The organism is Undibacterium sp. Ren11W (genome assembly GCF_049340485.1).
Taxonomy (GTDB): Bacteria; Pseudomonadota; Gammaproteobacteria; order Burkholderiales; family Burkholderiaceae_D; genus Undibacterium.
The window spans coordinates 1,412,721-1,430,700 of record NZ_JBMPPB010000001.1 but is presented as its reverse complement, the minus strand read 5'-3'; the positions used below and the strand labels follow the sequence as shown (position 1 = coordinate 1,430,700).

At 50.6% G+C, this 17,980-nt stretch carries 11 protein-coding genes; 8 read left to right on the top strand and 3 right to left on the bottom strand.

The genetic code is table 11. From position 1 onward, the window contains the following. Positions 1 to 155: 155 nt before the first annotated feature. Positions 156 to 947 (top strand): helix-turn-helix domain-containing protein, encoded by a 792-nt coding sequence (locus tag ACO0K8_RS06380; protein WP_422945780.1) that lies wholly within the window; start codon positions 156 to 158, stop codon positions 945 to 947. On the opposite strand, the gene ACO0K8_RS06375 is transcribed toward ACO0K8_RS06380, so the two are convergent. Both ACO0K8_RS06375 and hutC read right to left on the bottom strand, forming a co-directional pair. Continuing rightward, positions 920 to 3,148, bottom strand: a complete 2,229-nt coding sequence (locus ACO0K8_RS06375) for a patatin-like phospholipase family protein (RefSeq protein WP_422945779.1) — start codon at positions 3,146 to 3,148, stop codon at positions 920 to 922. The genes ACO0K8_RS06380 and ACO0K8_RS06375 overlap by 28 nt on opposite strands. 127 nt (positions 3,149 to 3,275) lie before the next feature. Beyond that, on the bottom strand, positions 3,276 to 3,986 hold the full coding sequence (gene hutC / locus ACO0K8_RS06370; protein WP_422945778.1) for a histidine utilization repressor: 711 nt from the start codon (positions 3,984 to 3,986) through the stop codon (positions 3,276 to 3,278). Between the two features lie 155 nt (positions 3,987 to 4,141). Here hutC and hutU point away from each other — a divergent pair, with 155 nt between their 5' ends. The 7 genes from hutU to ACO0K8_RS06335 all read left to right on the top strand — a co-directional run bounded on the left by hutU (position 4,142) and on the right by ACO0K8_RS06335 (position 15,422). Beyond that, positions 4,142 to 5,833 (top strand): urocanate hydratase, encoded by a 1,692-nt coding sequence (hutU, locus tag ACO0K8_RS06365; RefSeq protein ID WP_422945777.1) that lies wholly within the window; start codon positions 4,142 to 4,144, stop codon positions 5,831 to 5,833. A gap of 133 nt (positions 5,834 to 5,966) precedes the next feature. Then, positions 5,967 to 7,508, top strand: coding sequence for a histidine ammonia-lyase (gene hutH / locus ACO0K8_RS06360; RefSeq protein ID WP_422945776.1), 1,542 nt, complete (start codon positions 5,967 to 5,969; stop codon positions 7,506 to 7,508). A gap of 11 nt (positions 7,509 to 7,519) precedes the next feature. Continuing rightward, positions 7,520 to 8,146, top strand: a complete 627-nt coding sequence (locus tag ACO0K8_RS06355; protein WP_422945775.1) for a HutD family protein — start codon at positions 7,520 to 7,522, stop codon at positions 8,144 to 8,146. Continuing rightward, a complete protein-coding gene (hutI, locus tag ACO0K8_RS06350) occupies positions 8,130 to 9,347 on the top strand; it encodes an imidazolonepropionase (RefSeq protein WP_422945774.1) in 1,218 nt (405 codons plus the stop codon). The genes ACO0K8_RS06355 and hutI overlap by 17 nt, the downstream gene beginning before the upstream one ends. Positions 9,348 to 9,441: 94 nt before the next feature. Further along, positions 9,442 to 13,089, top strand: coding sequence for a DUF748 domain-containing protein (locus ACO0K8_RS06345; protein WP_422945773.1), 3,648 nt, complete (start codon positions 9,442 to 9,444; stop codon positions 13,087 to 13,089). Positions 13,090 to 13,358: 269 nt separating this feature from the next. Next, positions 13,359 to 13,751 carry a response regulator gene (locus tag ACO0K8_RS06340; protein WP_422945772.1) on the top strand — a complete coding sequence of 131 codons (393 nt, stop codon included), beginning with the start codon at positions 13,359 to 13,361 and terminating at the stop codon, positions 13,749 to 13,751. Beyond that, positions 13,752 to 15,422 (top strand): diguanylate cyclase, encoded by a 1,671-nt coding sequence (locus tag ACO0K8_RS06335; RefSeq protein ID WP_422945771.1) that lies wholly within the window; start codon positions 13,752 to 13,754, stop codon positions 15,420 to 15,422. Between the two features lie 44 nt (positions 15,423 to 15,466). On the opposite strand, the gene parC is transcribed toward ACO0K8_RS06335, so the two are convergent. Further along, a complete protein-coding gene (gene parC / locus ACO0K8_RS06330) occupies positions 15,467 to 17,785 on the bottom strand; it encodes a DNA topoisomerase IV subunit A (RefSeq protein ID WP_422945770.1) in 2,319 nt (772 codons plus the stop codon). Positions 17,786 to 17,980: the final 195 nt, after the last annotated feature.

The window sequence follows — 17,980 nt, the reverse complement described above, 5'->3', positions numbered from 1 at the left end:
GATCGAAACAGGGTAAGCCTGCAAGTATTTGATAGGCCTTAGTATTTTTTCGTCACCGTAAGCGATTTGGTTTACACTCCCCCTCTAAAATCAGAATGGCGCGACGTTTCTAGGTATGCGCTGATCTGTAATTAAATTTCAAGGGGAGGGCGGGAATGAGTTCACCTGAATTGGTGTTGCAAGTGCTGCGTACGGAATTGAGACGTGCCGGGGTTACATATAAAACCCTGGCCGAACGCATACAAATGAGCGAGTCCAGTGTCAAACGGATGTTTGGGCAAAAAGATATGTCTTTGTCGCGTCTGGCGCAAATTTGCAAAGCTGCTGGCGTTGCAATGGAAGATGTCTTGCGTCAAGCTGCCGATGTCACTCCGCATGCCGATACCCTGACGCTGGCACAAGAGCAGTCTTTGATGGCTAGTCCCAAATTGCTATTGCTGGCCATTTGCTGCCTCGGTCATTGGACCATGGAACAAATGGTTGAGACGTATGAACTAAGCGATGCCGAATGCATACTTGGTTTGCTCGCGCTCGATAAGCTTGAATTTATCGAGCTGAAACCCTTAAATCGCTATCGTCTACGCGTGTCAACCGCCTTCCATTGGCGTGCCGATGGCCCGGTACAAACCTATTTCCGAGAGTTTGTCGTCGCCGACTATTTTAACGGCCGCTTCGATGGCGTCGGTGAAACCTTGATGTGCGTGCCGGCACGCTTATCGCTCAATAGTGCACAAGAATTGCTACAGAAAATACGCCAACTGGCGGCTGAGCTGGCGCGTCTGCAGCAAGAGGATAGACGCTTGCCCGCTAGCGAGCGCGATGGATTTACTTTGTTGCTGGGTTTCCGTTCGTGGGAATACGCCGCCTTTACCGCCTTGCGCCGACCGGTGACTATGGCTGGCGCGAAGAGCAGCGTGCTTCACCAGATTGGGCCTAAAAAGAGGTAAAGCGTAGAGCCAGAACCGCGTGTGGTGCCACTACCGAAATAGAGTGGGCCAAAGCGGGTATCCAAAGAAACGAAGGCACTGGCGCTTTGCTTTAAATTGCTAAACTTCACCACATCGTCGGCGCCAAAACCACCGCCTAGTTCGGCCGAAAATCCTAACCGTATCGCGCCACCCAAAGCGGTCGGTACACTGCCTACGCGGCGCGCCAACACCATGCGACCCAAGGCCACAGTGTTGTTCGATAGCGAATTGGCGGGGGTGCCGGATAAGCGTAAGAATCCGCCCAGCGACAAAGGTGCACTGCCACGTTGCGATTTGGCCCACTCGCCATAGATATGCCCGGCCCAGTCGCCGGTCTGAAAGGCCGACATGGCGATAATAGACGATTGAGCTAAGGATCTTTGTCCATTCTCTTTCGCAGATGAACGCTGCCATCCTGCGTCGAGAAATTGTCCGCGTGTCGGAAATCCCAGTGAATCAAGAGTATCTATTCTGAAATTGAAAAATTGGGTGGTGTCAAAAGCTTTTAGGCTGGCCTGATCTGGCGTATCAGGCAGCTCGACATTGGCTTGATTTAACTGGCGATTGACGCCAATTCTGAGGTCGCCCCAGTTGGATAATTGTTTGCCTGCCGCCAGGGTCGCCGTGGTGAATTTAAATCCTGCACGCAGAGTTTTTCTGCCTTGCTCAAAGATATCTTGAGAGTTGGCGCCGTATTGCAAGGAGGGGGCAATATAGTATTCTGAGCCCGGCCCTAAAGGCTGAAATAATTGTGTTCCTAGCTGACGCTGCGAGCCTATCTTGGCGGTACTGCGCAGTTCGCCACCCCAGGGATTAAGCGAGGCGGCCACATGCATGGCACCTAAAGAAAAACTATTGTTATCGCTAAAATCGCTGGCCAGTTCCAGACCTATCCTGAGGCGATTGCGGCTCCAGCTAGCTTCGTTGGCGGTAATGGTGACGCTGCGCTGATCGATGGTGTCGTGAATCTCGGTCTCTACGTGATCGAGATCGCCGCGTCCATATAATTTACTGCTGGCTTGCTCGATTTGCTCCTCGGTGATAATCTGGCCTGGCTGTAAACCGGTCTGTGCGATCAGTCCGGCTGGGTTAATGTAGCGAGTACCTTTGACTTCAATTCTGGCCAAGGGCAGGGCAATGTCGGGGGCAATGAAGGCGGCAAAGCGATTTTGCTCTAGTGCCGCATACGTTTCTTCCGATACCGCCAATGCCTTCAGACGTGATGCTGATAGTCTGGTGGCGACCTGGCCAGCCAGCATGGTTTTGTCATGTTCGTTGAAATCGAGAAAACTAATGCCGGCCAGATCGGGGGCAATCAAAATATCTTGCGGACGCAATTCATTGAGCGAGCGCTGTACGTTTTGCTCGGTCAAAATTTGTAGCATTTGTTGCGCTACGCTGATGGCGCTACCTAGTTGCCGCTCTTCTGCCAGCGGGGTGCCAACATTGACGGCGATGACGATATCCGCCCCCATTTTATGCGCCATGTCTATCGGCAGATTGCGTACCAGGCCGCCGTCTACCACTAAATGCTGGTTGATATGCACCGGTGCAAAGACACCGGGCACTGCGAGCGAGGCGCGCAAGGTTTGAAATAGGGGTGTGTTGGTCAGCTCTATCAGTTCGCCGGTCACTAAATCCGAGACCACAGAGCGAAACGGTAGTGGTAATTGATCGATAGGGTCATTGCGCGTGCCACTAGGCAGTAAATGCTTGAGGGCCTGTTCCAGCGCGGCATTGCCAGCCGCCGAAGGTGGCAAGGAAATGCCAGGTTTGGTGATGGCAAATTCTATGCGCGAGGGGAGTAATACATCTTCTTCGCGACGTCGAAAATCGAGTTTGTCGCGTGCGGGCCTATCTGCCAGCACGCTGTCCCACGATGTGTCTTTGACCAGTTGCTCCAATTCTTCTACGCTGCGGCCGGCTGCATAGGCGCCGCCTACCACAGCTCCCATACTAGTGCCGACCACCATATCGACCGGAATATGCATTTCTTTCAATACCCGCAGCACCCCGATATGGGCGAAACCACGCGCTCCGCCGCCGGACAGGACTAAGGCGATCTTAGGACGGGGTTTTACTTCTACTTTCGCATCAGCGATGCCCTCAGCTAGCGCAGCGAAGGAAGCAGTGATTGCTACAAAAAATAAAATGATCGATGAACGTCTAGTCAGCGGCATGAGAAAAGAGTGAGTGTGAATAATTTGACCTGAAGTAGTGTGTTTTTTTTGTAAAAAGTTCAATTATCGACAAGCGATAGCTGTAATCCTTATTACCTAGGTTTTTGCGCTCGGCGATTAGATAATTTCAGAAACTACCGGCAAACTGATAGCACATGCCTGGATGCCACATAGTGACTATGGTGGCGATCTTTGCTTGCGAACGGGTTTTTCGGTGTAGTACCAGACAGGCTTCTTTGCTGGAAATATGTAACATATCGGCGATGCCTTTGGGCGGCAGCACCGCCTCTATGCTGTAATCGACACCCTCTAAGGGGGCGACGGCCACTAAATATTCGTTAGGGGTGATACTGGAGAAATTTTGTTTCAAATAGGCCGGTGCCAGTTCTGAGTTGACCCAGCGGTCTTCTACCTGTATCGCAATCTCGTTTTCAAAGTGGACGATCAGCGAGTGAAACAAGGGATGGCCAGTCTTGACTTGAAATTCCAGCGCCAACTTTTGCGATGCGGCAACCGCCGTCAACGTGTGTAACTCGCTGCGGTGGGCGTGGCCACGTGAGCGGATTTCGTCAGCAATGCTTTTGATTTCTACCAGTGTGGCTTGATATTTATGTTGTGCAACGTAAGTGCCTGAGCCTTGAATACGGGTGAGTATTTGCTCAGTGGTAAGTTCTCTCACGGCGCGGTTGACTGTCATGCGCGAGACGCTAAACTGTTCTGCGAGCATCGCTTCTGAGGGGATGGCGTCGCCTTCCTTCCAGGTGCCGGATTGAATTTCTTTGAGTAAATAGTCCTTGATGGTCTGGAAGGCGGGACTGACTGAGTTTTTAGGCGGCACGTGATTCCTGCTAAATGAATTTATTGCATTGTCGCACAAAAAAAATCCTCTTGCAAAAGTTGTATATACAACTTACACTGGTTTTAATTCGAGTTTAGTCGCTCTGTGACGGCTACGATTTTTGAATTCCTCTTCCATATTAGGAGTGTTGCATCATGAAAAACGATAGCCGTTGGGACGCAAGTCGCGAAATCCGGGCACCGCGCGGTGCCGAAAAAGTCTGCAAGACCTGGGTGGCCGAAGCCGCCTACCGCATGATACAAAACAATCTCGATCCGGAAGTGGCTGAGAATCCTAAGCATTTAGTGGTCTACGGTGGCATCGGTCGCGCCGCGCGCAATTGGGAGTGCTATGACCAGATCCTCGCTTCGCTCAAGGCATTGGGCGAAGATGAAACCCTGTTAATTCAATCGGGTAAACCGGTCGGCGTGTTTAAGACGCATGAAGATGCGCCACGTGTCCTGATCGCCAATTCCAATTTAGTCCCGAAATGGGCCAACTGGGAACATTTTAATGAGTTAGACCGCAAGGGCTTATTCATGTATGGCCAGATGACGGCTGGTAGCTGGATTTACATCGGTAGCCAGGGCATCGTTCAGGGCACTTACGAAACCTTTGTCGAAGCCGGTAAGCAGCACTTTAACGGTGACTGGGGCGGACGCTGGATTTTGACGGCCGGTCTGGGTGGCATGGGCGGTGCGCAACCGCTCGCCGCGACACTCGCCGGCGCGGTCTCGCTCAACATAGAATGCCAGCAAAGCAGTATTGATTTCCGCCTGCGTACCCGTTACGTCGACAAGCAAGCCAAAGATATTGATGACGCTCTGGCGCTGATCAAGCATCACTGTGAACGTAAAGAGGCGGTCTCTATCGCCTTGCTCGGCAATGCAGCAGAGATCTTGCCAGAGCTGGTCAGGCGCGCCAAAGCTGGCGGCATTGCACCGGATCTGGTAACCGACCAGACTTCGGCACATGATCTCATCAATGGCTACTTGCCAATAGGCTGGAATGTGGAGCAATGGAAGGCAGCGCAGCATGATCAGCATCAGCACGCCAAATTGAGCGATGATGCGGCCAAATCCTGTGCTGTGCATGTGCAGGCGATGTTAGATTTTCATGCGATGGGTATCGCCACTGTCGATTACGGGAATAACATCCGTCAGGTGGCATTTGATACTGGCGTCAAAAATGCTTTTGACTTCCCCGGTTTTGTGCCTGCTTACATCCGTCCTTTGTTTTGTGATGGTAAAGGGCCGTTCCGTTGGGTCGCCTTGTCGGGTGATCCAGAAGACATCTATAAAACCGATGCCAAGATCAAAGAATTGTTCCCGCACCATACTGCGGTCCATAATTGGCTGGATATGGCGAGAGAGCGCATCGCCTTTCAGGGTTTGCCTGCGCGTATTTGCTGGCTAGGTTTGGGCGAGCGTCATCTGGCAGGTCTGGCGTTTAATGAAATGGTTAAGAATGGCGAACTCAAGGCGCCTATCGTGATAGGTCGCGATCATCTTGATACCGGCTCTGTGGCCAGCCCGAATCGCGAGACTGAAGGTATGCTGGACGGCACCGATGCGGTCTCGGATTGGCCTTTGCTCAATGCCTTACTCAATACTGCGGGCGGTGCAAGTTGGGTATCTTTGCATCACGGCGGTGGCGTCGGCATGGGCTACTCGCAGCATTCCGGTATGGTGATTGTGGCCGATGGAACTGAGGCGGCGGCTAAACGTCTGGCGCGGGTGCTGGTGAATGACAGCGGTTCCGGAGTGATGCGGCATGCTGATGCCGGTTACGAGACCGCGGTCGCTTGCGCCAAGAAGAATGCTTTAAATCTGCCTATGATTAAGTGAGCAGTTTAGATTAGCTACATTACGCAAGTTCCAAATATCTAATGCGCAGTATCCATGCGCCTTTCAGAAGCAAAATGCTCTGAAACCCGCATGGATATTGCGTAATCGGTTTTAATTATTACAGGAAATCACCATGACATCATTATTCGAAATCCAGCCTGGTCAATTCAGTTTGTCTGATTTGCGTTCTGTCTGGCAGACGGCGCGCCCTTTGAAATTAGCGAGCAGCGCGTATGCTGCCATCAATGAGGCATCTGCCACTATCGATAAAATCGTCGCCAAGGGCGATGCCGCTTATGGCATCAATACCGGTTTCGGTAAGTTGGCTAAGACCCGTATTCCGGATGAGCAATTAGAACTGCTGCAGCGCAATCTGATCTTGTCGCACTCGGTCGGCTCCGGCGAACTTATTTCAGATGATATTGTGCGCCTGATTTTACTCATGAAAATCGCCAGTCTGGCACGCGGCTTTTCCGGTATCCGCGCCTCGGTCATCGACAGCATGATTGCGCTCTACAATGCGGGCATCATGCCGGCGATTCCGGTCAAGGGCTCGGTGGGCGCTTCCGGCGATCTGGCACCTTTGTCGCACATGACGCTGGCGCTGATGGGCGAGGGCGAAGTGCGGGTCAATGGCAAGTTGGTCGACGCCAAAGCCGCTTTAAAAGAGGCGGGTATTACGCCGGTAGTGCTGGCTGCCAAAGAAGGTCTGGCCTTGATCAACGGTACCCAGGTATCAACCGCACTTGCCTTGAATGGTCTGTTTTTGGCCGAGCGCTTACTGGAAGCTGCGACCATCACCGGTGCTATGTCTGTGGATGCTGCCAAGGGTAGCGACGCGCCGTTTGATCCACGCATCCATGCCGTGCGCGGTCAGCCTGGGCAGATCGCTACCGCTAGCATTTATCGCGATTTATTGCAGGGTAGTGAAATCCGCAAATCGCATCTGATCAACGATGAGCGCGTACAAGATCCGTATTGCCTGCGCTGCCAGCCGCAAGTGATGGGGGCCTGTCTGGATATCATCAATAACGCAGCGCGCACTTTGCTGATCGAGGCCAATGCCGTGACCGATAATCCTCTGGTGTTTGTCGATACCGGTGAAGTACTGTCTGGTGGTAATTTCCATGCCGAGCCAGTCGCGTTTGCCGCTGATACGCTGGCGCTGGCGATCGCCGAAATCGGCTCTATCTCAGAACGCCGCATCGCCTTGCTGATCGACGCATCTATCTCTGGCCTGCCGCCATTTTTAGTCCCTTCTTCAGGCTTAAATTCTGGTTTTATGATCGCTCATGTGACGGCCGCCGCGCTGGCGTCGGAAAATAAATCACATGCACATCCAGCCAGTGTCGATACGATTCCGACCTCGGCGAATCAGGAAGATCACGTCAGTATGGCCACGTTTGCCGGACGCCGCTTGCACGAGATGGCGCACAATACCGCCACCATCGTCGGCATAGAATTGCTGGCCGCCGGCCAAGGTATCGATTTCCATCAGCCGTTAGCAACTTCAGAAAAATTGGCCAGTGTGCTTCAGGCTTTGCGTGCAAAAGTCGCGTTTTATGATAAAGACCGTTTCTTCGCACCCGATATCGCCGCCGCTAAAGAGATGGTGTTGCAAGGCAGTTTGAGTGCACAATGTCAATCACTGTATCAACATCTATATTTGAAATAAGAGTTCAGCCTATGCGCAAGTGGAGCAATCAAGACTATCACAGCATGCCTTGGAAAAATGGCGCTGGCAGCACGACAGAGCTGGCGGTTTTTCCGCCCGGGGCAAGCTTGGATGATTTCGTCTGGCGCTTGAGTCGGGCCGAGGTAAAACAGGCCGGCGCGTTTTCGCATTTTGCGCAGATAGACCGCAGCCTGGCAATTTTGTCCGGCGAAGGTTTGTCGCTGCAAAGTGATAGCGAACAAAGCACAGCCGACAGCGTGAGCTTGACGCAAACCAGTTTTCCTTACCAGTTCGCCGGTGAATTGCCTATCTTCGCCGAGTTACTAGGTGGTGCGGTACTTGATCTGAATCTGATGACGCGCCGCGATGTCTGCCAGCATTTCATGCAGCGCCTGACGGGCGGCGAGCATTATGTGATGGCGCCCGATGCGCAACAGATACTGTTGTATTGCGCGGCAGGTGTCGCGAGCCTTAGCGGCGAGAGCGATTTGGGACCAGGCGATCTGGTCCTGATCGAAGAGGAACATGAGCATGCGGGCATACGTTTGCAGATAGCAGCGCAAGAGGGCGCAATCTTATATCTGATGCGGATTAGTTTTCTGAATCAAGGCGAGGGCGCATATGCAGCACTGGGATAGTCTGTGGACTAATCTACATTTGGCCACTATGCAAGACGGCTATGGCGAAATACGCGATGGCGCCATCGCCGTCAAAGATGGCAAGATCGCCTGGCTAGGTGCGCGCGCTGCGCTGCCAGCCAACTATACGGCCGATACATTGCACGACGGCAAAGGCTATTGGTTGACGCCGGGATTAATCGATTGCCATAGCCACATCGTGTACGCCGGCAATCGTAGCGACGAATTCGAGGCGCGTCTGAATGGCGTTGCCTATGAAGAAATCGCGCGTAAAGGGGGCGGCATCTTATCCACGGTGCGCGCGACCCGGGCTGCCAGCGAAGCCGAGTTAATGCAAGCGAGCGTGACGCGACTGCGGCATCTGCTGCGCGAAGGCGTGACCACGATAGAAATCAAATCCGGCTATGGCTTGGATCTGGAAAACGAAGCCAAAATGCTCAGGGTGGCACGTCAAATCGGGCGTGATTATCCGGTACGCATAAAAACCACTTTTCTTGGCGCACATGCCTTGCCGCCCGAGTACACAGGGCGTGCCGATGACTATTTGACCGAGCTCATCGAGCATATGCTACCGGCCTTAGTGGCGGAAGGTTTAGTTGATGCGGTCGACGCGTTTTGCGAAAAAATTGGTTTTTCTGCGGACCAGACCGAGCGCGTATTTCAAGCGGCGCACAGGCATGGTTTGCCGGTAAAACTGCATGCCGAACAATTATCCGATCAAGGCGGGGCGGTATTGACTGCGCGTTACGAAGGACTATCTGCGGATCACCTCGAGTATCTGTCGGCACCAGGCATCGCCGCCATGCAGGCCAGTGGCACGGTGGCGGTGCTGTTACCTGGCGCGTATTATTTTTTACGTGAGACCAAGTTGCCGCCGATTGCCGCTTTGCGTGAGGCTGGCGTGCCTATGGCTTTAGCGACTGATAGTAATCCGGGCACCTCGCCCATGACATCCTTGTTGCTGGCCATGAATATGGGATGTACTTTGTTTCGCCTGACGCCACAGGAGGCCTTGCAAGGGGTAACGCAACATGCAGCAAAAGCCTTGGGTTTGCAGGATCAGTTAGGCAGCCTGGCAGCGGGGAAAATAGCTGATTTCGCGCTGTGGGCGATAGACAGGCCGGGCGACCTGGCGTATGGCATAGGCGGCAACCCCTGTGTTGCCAGCGTTTTTGCGGGGTGCTTGAACTCCTTTACTTGAAATAATGTATAAAAAAGTGAAATTACTCTAAATCTAATGGAAACATCGCCTACGCTTGGTTAAACTGTCGTTTTAGCTACAAGAAGGAAATGCCGTGTCTCAACTTGTCCTGCACTTTTTTCAAAAAATCTGGCAAGGGAGAACGAAAAAAATCGTTCTCGGGACCGTGGTATTGCTTGTCCTGCTGATGCTGCTGAGCTGGTTGGCCTTGCCTTCCTATGTTAAACAAGTGGCTGGGCAGCAAGTACAGCAACAACTCGGACGCAAATTAGAGATTGCCGAACTGAGTTTTTCCCCTTTGACTTTGACACTGAGCGCCAATGGCGTACGCATGTTTGAGCCAGACAATACAACGCCAGCGCTGACAATCAAGAATGCGGTGTTCAGTCTGTCCATCGCCTCTGTATATCACCGCGCCCTGGTTATGGATGAAATCCTGCTTGATCAGGTAAGCGTGCATGTGGTGAGAACTTCGGCCGATGACCATGGCCATTACAATTTTTCAGATATCTTGGATCGCGTGGCGGCCATGCCAAAAAGCGAGACGCCATTTCGATTTTCGCTGGCCAATGTGCAGTTGCAAAATGGGGCGATACAATTTGATGACCAGGTACTCAATAAACATATAGCGCTTTCCTCAGTGCAGCTAGGTTTGCCGTTTATGTCGAATTTCCCTTCGTCTATCAATAGCTTTGTGCAGCCACGTTTATCGGCAAAGATTAATGGCACGACATTTTCTCTGAACGGACGCAGCAAACCTTTTGTCGATAGTCTGGAAACTTCATTAGCGATCGATATTGATCATCTGGATCTGGCCAGTTACGTGGCCTATGTACCGGTTGTTTTACCCGTGCAATTAGATAGCGCGAAACTGACGACCAAGTTGGATCTAACCTTTTCTCGGAAGAATAAACTACCGGAAGTCTTACTCTCGGGATCAGTGCTGGTCGATGCCCTAGCGCTGCAGGATAAACAAAAGGCGTCATTGATTAAGTTGGCGCGCTTTGAAGCACATATTCAGAGCTTTAATTTATCCAGTCGTACCCTCAAGCTCGATAAGCTGATCCTGGATACTCCCGAGGTCTGGGCCTCAATGGATGAAAAAGGTGTCTTGAACTGGGCTAGTTTGGGCAATGCTCCAACGGCGGGCGACAAGCCAGTCGCAACTGCCATAGCAAACCCAGATGAAAACAAGGCCGCGAAACCGCTAGTGCAGATCAGTGAGATTCTGTTGCAGAAGGGTAGCATCCATTTTGCCGACGGATTTCAAGCCGCACCGCTGCAGACTACACATATTTCGGATATTAAATTCACCGCGAAACAGTTCTCCACTGCGCCCAATACCGCACTTTCTCCAATCAGCCTGAGTGCCAATCTGGGCGAAAATCAAAGCGTACAGTTTGACGGCCAGTTTAATCCTCTGAGTGTCGATCTGAAGGGTGTTGCTTCTCTCGCTAATTTGCAGTTGGAGCTCTATCAAAATTATGTAAATCGTTTTCTGCTCGCCAAGCTAAACGGAAAGCTATCAGTTAAGTCGCAAGTAAATCTGGAGCAAGGGAAGTTAAGTCTGTCTGACACCGGAATAGAATTGCAGGATTTTAAATTGCAACCAAAAGCAAAAAATGAAGGACAGATTGCGATCAAATCATTGGCGGTCGATGCGCTGGCGATGAGCACGGAAGCGCGGACTTTGACGATAGGTGAAGTTAAAATCGCTAATCTGGATGCAGAAATTCGACGCGATAATAACTCTAAGTTAAACCTGCAAAAATGGCTGGTGCCAGCCAAATCCAGCGTTCCGGTGAAACCTGCGGTAAAACCTACAGAAACGTCAACAGTGGAAAATCAGGATTGGAAAATCAGCCTGGCTAGTTTTGGACTAAGTGCCAGCAATCTCGCCTTTATCGATCAGTCCGTGAGCCCGAATGTGAATCTGAAACTAGAGGGTGTTGCGTTTAGTGCCGACCAGCTCAGTAGTGATTTGTCGCAAACGATTAATATGAAATGGGCGTCTAGCTTTAATCGCAAAGGGAAATTAAATTTTACCGGCTCGGCAAGTCCGCAATTGAGGCAGATATTGCTCAATCTGGATGGCCAATACTTACCGGTTGCGGCGCTCTCTCCTTACTTTTCACATCTGTTGAATGTGGAGTTGTTGCGCGGTAGCGCCAGTAGCAAGGCAAAAATAAGTATTCTGAATACTCCGAATAAACCTATGCAAAGCACGTTTGAGGGCGGGTTCAGTTTGAACGATTTTCAAATTCTGGAAAAAGGCCAGTCTGATGATTTTTTGCACTGGAAATCGATTAGTCTTGAAGGTATTAACGCCAGCGTTGGTGGAGCAAAACAATTCGTCAATGTGCGTAAGCTAGATTTAAACGACTTCTTTGCCAAAGTCATTCTATCTGACAAGGCTAAGCTCAACTTAAGCAATATTGTGGTGCATGAGTCGCCGTCCTCAAGTCAAGGCATAGGGGCGAATCCCGAGTCGGCATCCAGACCAAACGAGATGAATCCTCAAGCGCCGACTAAAAAAACCGTCGTTAATTCTCTTCAGATTAGAGTGGGGCAAACCGTGCTGCGAGGCGGGAATATCAACTTCACTGATAATTTCATCAAACCAAATTACACCGCAAATTTAACCGGAGTAGCTGGCAATATCGGCAGTATTTCATCAGATAAGCCTGAATCCGCGAGCGTGCAGTTAGCCGCGAAAATTGATAATGACGCACCGGTACTTGTATCGGGTACGCTCAATCCGCTTAGCACACCAATTGCGCTAGATATCAAAGCCAGTGCCACGGGTATACAACTGACCCGTATGAGTCAATATTCGGAAAAATATGCAGGTTATGCCATCGCAAAAGGTCACCTTACTGTGCAACTTGCTTACCGTATAGAAAACGATAAATTGCAAGCCGAGAATGAAATTCGTTTGGATCAATTCACTTTCGGCGAAAAGAAAGATAGCCCGGATGCGACTAAATTGCCGGTCAATTTAGCCCTGTCTCTGTTGAAGGACAACGATGGTTTGATTGCGATCAACGTGCCTATATCCGGTTCGCTTTCGGACCCGCAGTTTTCGGTAAGCGGTGTTATTTTTAAAGTCATTGGCAATCTGATTACCAAAGCAATCACCTCGCCCTTTGCTTTTCTGGGCAGTGCTTTTGGCGGCGGTGATGAACTCGCTTACATTGAGTTCGCACCTGGTACTGCTAATTTGAGTCAGTCTGCACTAACGAAGCTGGATGGCTTAGCCAAGGCGCTTAAGGAAAGATCCAAATTGAGAGTCGAGATCTCTGGTCGGGGCGATCCGGAAACGGATAGCGCAGGATTAAAATTATTAAGTCTGGATAATAAAATTCGGGCACTTAAAATACGCGATGCGCAAAAGAAAGACCCGGAAATCGAACTTCAGCAAGTGAGTGTCGATGAGGCTGATCGCCACTCGTATATAGAAGACGTGTATCGATCGGAAAAATTTGAAAAACCGCGCAATTTGATAGGAGTCGCCAAGACACTCCCACCGGAAGAGGCAAAGGCGGCGATTTTGAAGAACACCGTGATTACGCCTGAAGCCTTGAGCTCACTTGCGCAAAAGCGCTCCGACGTGGTGTTTGAATACTTGGTGCGGAAAGGCGAAGTGAGTAAAGACCGCTTATTTTTGATCGCTCCTAAGCTAAGTGCTGAAGGTATCAGTGACAAAGGTGCTGTGAACCGAGTAGATTTCTCGTTAAAGTAAATTATTAGGGCATACGCAAAACCGCCCCAGCGTCCTTGTATCTGCCTTGCGGTACTAAAGTACTGTATTCAGCGGTACGCTTAGTTGGAACAATTTGGGGTGAGTCCTGTTTATAAGTCAATTTGAATGCAACTCTGATTATTTATTGTTATAGTTGCCTTAATTTGCGTATTCCGTCATTGCGGTCGTTCCTTGAGTTATTTCAAGAACACAATTAATTTTTGATGTGTTTACCGCACATTGGTTTTGTTGCAATTAGAAGGATAGTCATGTCTGAAAAAACACTTACCCACATCTTGTACGTAGAAGATGATCTTGATATTCAAGCGGTGGCACAAATTGCTTTGGAGGTTGTTGGCGGACTTAGCCTAAAAACCTGTAGCTCTGGTGCCGAGGCGCTGGCAAGCGCAAATGCGGGCTTTGTTCCCGATTTGCTCTTGCTTGATGTCATGATGCCCAATATGGATGGGCCGACTACACTGCTAGAGTTAAGAAAATTGCCAGCTACCGCAAATACGCCGGTGATCTTTATGACCGCCAAGGTGCAGTCAACTGAGCTGGATTTTTATATCTCCTTAGGGGCGATCGGTGTGATCGCCAAACCCTTTGATCCCATGGAGTTATCTTCTCAAGTTAGGGCTTTATGGAGTAAGGCGAACTAAATGGATGATAAACAGGAAAGCTTGCAGGACGCATTGCGTGCTTTAAATCAGATCTTTGCTGAAAAACTGCCGTCGAAGTTGCAAGAGATAGACCATGCCTTAAGTCAATTTACACAACATCCAGAGGATAAGGATGCCTTAGCCTTACTTCATCGTTTGTTGCATACCATGTCGGGTTCGGCCGGGACCTTTGGTTTTGATGAATTGGGACAGCAATCGAGAAAACTTGAAGTAAGGATTAAACCCTTATTGTCCGGCACGGTATGGTCGGATGTGCAGCTATCAGACTTTTCAAACGAGGTGCGCGAATATCTGTCACATGCGATGTCGGCTAAGCCAGTGGTCGATGTTGACGAGGATGCGGAAGTAGCACAGGAAGTTGCGTTGCCGCACAAAGCCGCGGATGTTTCGGCACCGAGGCTGATTTATGTGGTGGACGAAGATAGTCAGATGTGTGAGGCAATTGCGGTGCAATTGCGGCATTTCGGCTATGAACTGGTGATTTTAAATGCAGTACGTGATTTAGCGCCGAGGGTTGCAGTAAGAATGCCAGACGTTATCTTGATCAATCTGGGTTTTTCCGACGAACAATTTGCCGGTGCTCTGGAAATTGAAAAAATACGGCTAACTGCAAATTTCACTAGTAAAGTTTTATTTACTTCCAATTCCAGTCGTTTTGAGAGTCGCTTAAGAGCTGTAAGGTCAGGCGGCGATGGTTATTTCACTAAACCGGTCGATATCTCTTTATTGATAGAGAATATCGATTTTCTCGTTAGAAGCACTTCGGGTAATGGCTATAGAATATTAATCGTTGATGATGACCTAGCAAGTTCAGAATATCAAGCCAAGGTGTTAAGTGCTGCGCACATGAGTGTCGAGGTACTGAATAATCCAGCGCAACTATTTAATGTGATGGCGCAGTTCCGGCCAGAACTCATTTTGATGGATGTGTACATGCCACTGTGCGGTGGTGTGGAGTTGGCAAAGATGGTGCGTCAAGATAACTCCTTTTTGGATATCCCGATTGTTTTTCTGTCGACAGAAAACGATTTTGCTAAACAGCTCGATGCCGTGAAAGCCGGTGCTGATGATTTTTTGACTAAACCTATTCATCCTGAGTTTTTGGTGTCGTCGATATCCACCCGGGCTGAGCGTTATCGCTCTTTGCGCACTTTGATTATGCGCGATGGTTTAACCGGCCTCTACAATCATACGGCGATAAAGGAAGAGTTAATCGCCGAGGTATCGATGGCAGTCCGGAATAAAACCCCGTTGGCCGTGGCCATGCTAGACCTGGATAATTTTAAGCTTGTCAACGATAACTATGGACATCCGGTCGGCGATCAGGTATTGCGCACTTTGTCACGCTTGCTTAGGCAGCGTTTGCGCAGAAGCGATGTGGTTGGTCGCTATGGCGGCGAAGAATTTATCGTGATTTTTCCGGCCACTTCGGCAACGAGTGCAATGACGGTTCTTGACGAAGTTCGGATCGCATTTGCGAAACTGCAGCAATTTTCGGATCAGGGCGAGTTTGCTGTGACTTTTTCTGCCGGAATTTCTGATCTTAGCCGCGCAGCAGATGTCAATGCTTTGATCGAAAACGCGGATGCGGCCTTGTACATGGCGAAAAAAAGTGGCAAAAATCGTATTGTGCTGGGTCAATTAGCATAAAAAATGCAGGCGCGAAGCCTGCATTTTTTTGAGCTCAGGCGCTTCTATACGCGATAAATCTCGACTGCTTTGATCTTCGATTCTAGTGCCTTGCCTTTGCGGGCGCGCTTACCGATGTGGATGGCTAAACTGCTGGCGCTTAGTTGCAGCTCTTGTGCTTTTCCGGCGCGACCTATGCCGGCAATCCTGACGCCTTTTTGGCTAATCGCCTTGACGCCTAAGAGTTTCTCGTTCGCTTCTAACTCCATCAGTATTACACCGCGACCGCCGCTAGACAGTTGCTTGATTTCGTTTAAGCCAAACACCAATAGACGGCCTTTTTCCGACAGGCAGGCAATCGCACTGGCGTCTGCCGCGATGAGCGCCGGCGGCAGCGGCAGGTCTTCTGCATCTAGCGTCATAAATGCTTTGCCCGCTTTCATGCGACCCATCATGTCGCTAACTTTGGCGGTAAAGCCATAGCCTGCGCTCGATGCCAGTAATAAGCTGGTTTCTGTATTGCCTGCAAAGTAATGCAGAATACGCGTGCCACTTGCCAGGTCGATTAAGGTGGTAATCGGTATGCCGTCGCCACGTGCCCCTGGTAGAGCGGACACTGCTACCGAGTAGACCCGGCCGTTGGAGCCGAATACCAGCATGGTGTCAACGGTGCGGCATTCAAACGTGCCATACAAAGCATCGCCAGCTTTAAAGGTGAATTGCGCGGCATCGTGCTCATGCCCGGTGCGGGCACGCACCCAGCCTTTTTCCGAGATCACTACCGTGACTGGCTCGTCGATCACTTTTTGTTCGGTCGAGGCGCGTTGTGCTTCTTCGATTAAGGTGCGGCGTGCATCGCCATATAGCTTGGCATCGGCTTCGATTTCTTTGACGATGCATTTTTTCATGGCACCAGGGTCATCGAGTAAAGCCTGTAGCCCAGTTTTTTCTAAGCGTAACTCAGCTAACTCTTGCTGTATCTTGATGGCCTCTAGTCTTGCCAATTGGCGCAGGCGAATCTCAAGGATGTCTTCGGCCTGGCGGTCGGAGAGTTTGAAGGCTTGCATCAAGGCGGGCTTAGGCTCATCCGCTTCACGGATAATCTTAATCACCTTGTCGATATTAAGTAAAACCGCTTCACGCCCTTCTAAAATATGAATGCGGTCATCGACTTTTTTCAGTTTGTAGATGGTGCGGCGGGTTACCGTGGTGAAGCGGAAAGCGATCCACTCACTGAGTATTTCTAGCAAACCTTTTTGACGGGGGCGGCCATCGCCGCCTATCATCACCAGATTCATGGAGGCAGACGTTTCCAGCGAGGTATGCGCCAGCAACATCTGCATGAACTCGCCTTGATCCTGATTCTTCGACTTAGGTTCTAACACCAAGCGTACTGGGAAATCTTTACCCGATTCATCGCGCACTCTATCGAGTACTGATAGCACCACTTGCTTGAGGCTGATCTGCTCCGGCGACAGAGATTTTTTCCCCATCCGAATTTTCGGGTTGGTGATTTCCTCTATCTCTTCCAATATTTTTTGTGAAGAAGTGCCCGGTGGCAGTTCGGTAATCACGGCCTGCCACTGGCCACGTGCCAACTCTTCTATCTTCCAGCACGCTCTGACCTTCATGCTGCCACGGCCATTGGCGTAAATGTCGGCGATCGCTGCACTTGGTGTGATGATTTGTCCACCGCCCGGGAAATCAGGGCCGGGGATGAAGCTCATCAATTCGCTGTGTTGCATGGCTGGATTACGAATTAAGGCAACCGCCGCTTTCGCCACTTCAGTTAAATTATGGGATGGGATTTCGGTCGCCATACCCACTGCGATACCGGACGCGCCATTGAGTAAAACGAAGGGCAGGCGGCTTGGTAGCAGCGTCGGCTCTTCGTACGATCCATCATAGTTAGGCTGGAAATCGACTGTGCCCAGATCGATTTCATCGAGCAGTAATTTAGATATCGGGGTCAGACGCGCTTCGGTGTATCGCATCGCGGCCGCGCCATCGCCATCGCGTGAACCAAAGTTACCCTGGCCATCAATCAGCGGATAGCGCAGTGAGAAATTTTGTGCCATGCGCACCATCGCGTCGTACACAGACTGGTCGCCATGTGGATGGAGTTTACCCAAAACATCACCGACTACCGTGGCCGATTTACGTGGCTTGGCAGCGGAGTTTAAACCGAGTTCGTTCATCGAATACAGGATGCGTCTCTGCACCGGTTTTTGGCCGTCGCAGACATCCGGTAGCGCACGTCCTTTGACTACCGAGATCGCATAGTCGAGATAGGCCCGCTCGGCAAAGCTGGCCAGCGTCAGGGTTTCGCCGCCTTCGCCACCGCCGCCGGCGGCTTCTTCAAATAAATTTGCTTGTTCGCTCATAGTGCTTGTTCTTTAGAATAAGAAAATTGAAGTTTCTAATTTTAATCGCGCAGTATCCATGCGGGTTTCCAGGCATTTTCGGCCTGCAAGGCGCATGGGTATTGCGTATATGTTTTTCAGATTTTATTCCATTTCTAAATCATTCGTGAACGCGAAGGGCGCAGACAGTACAAACGTACGGCAAGCGAAGCCGAC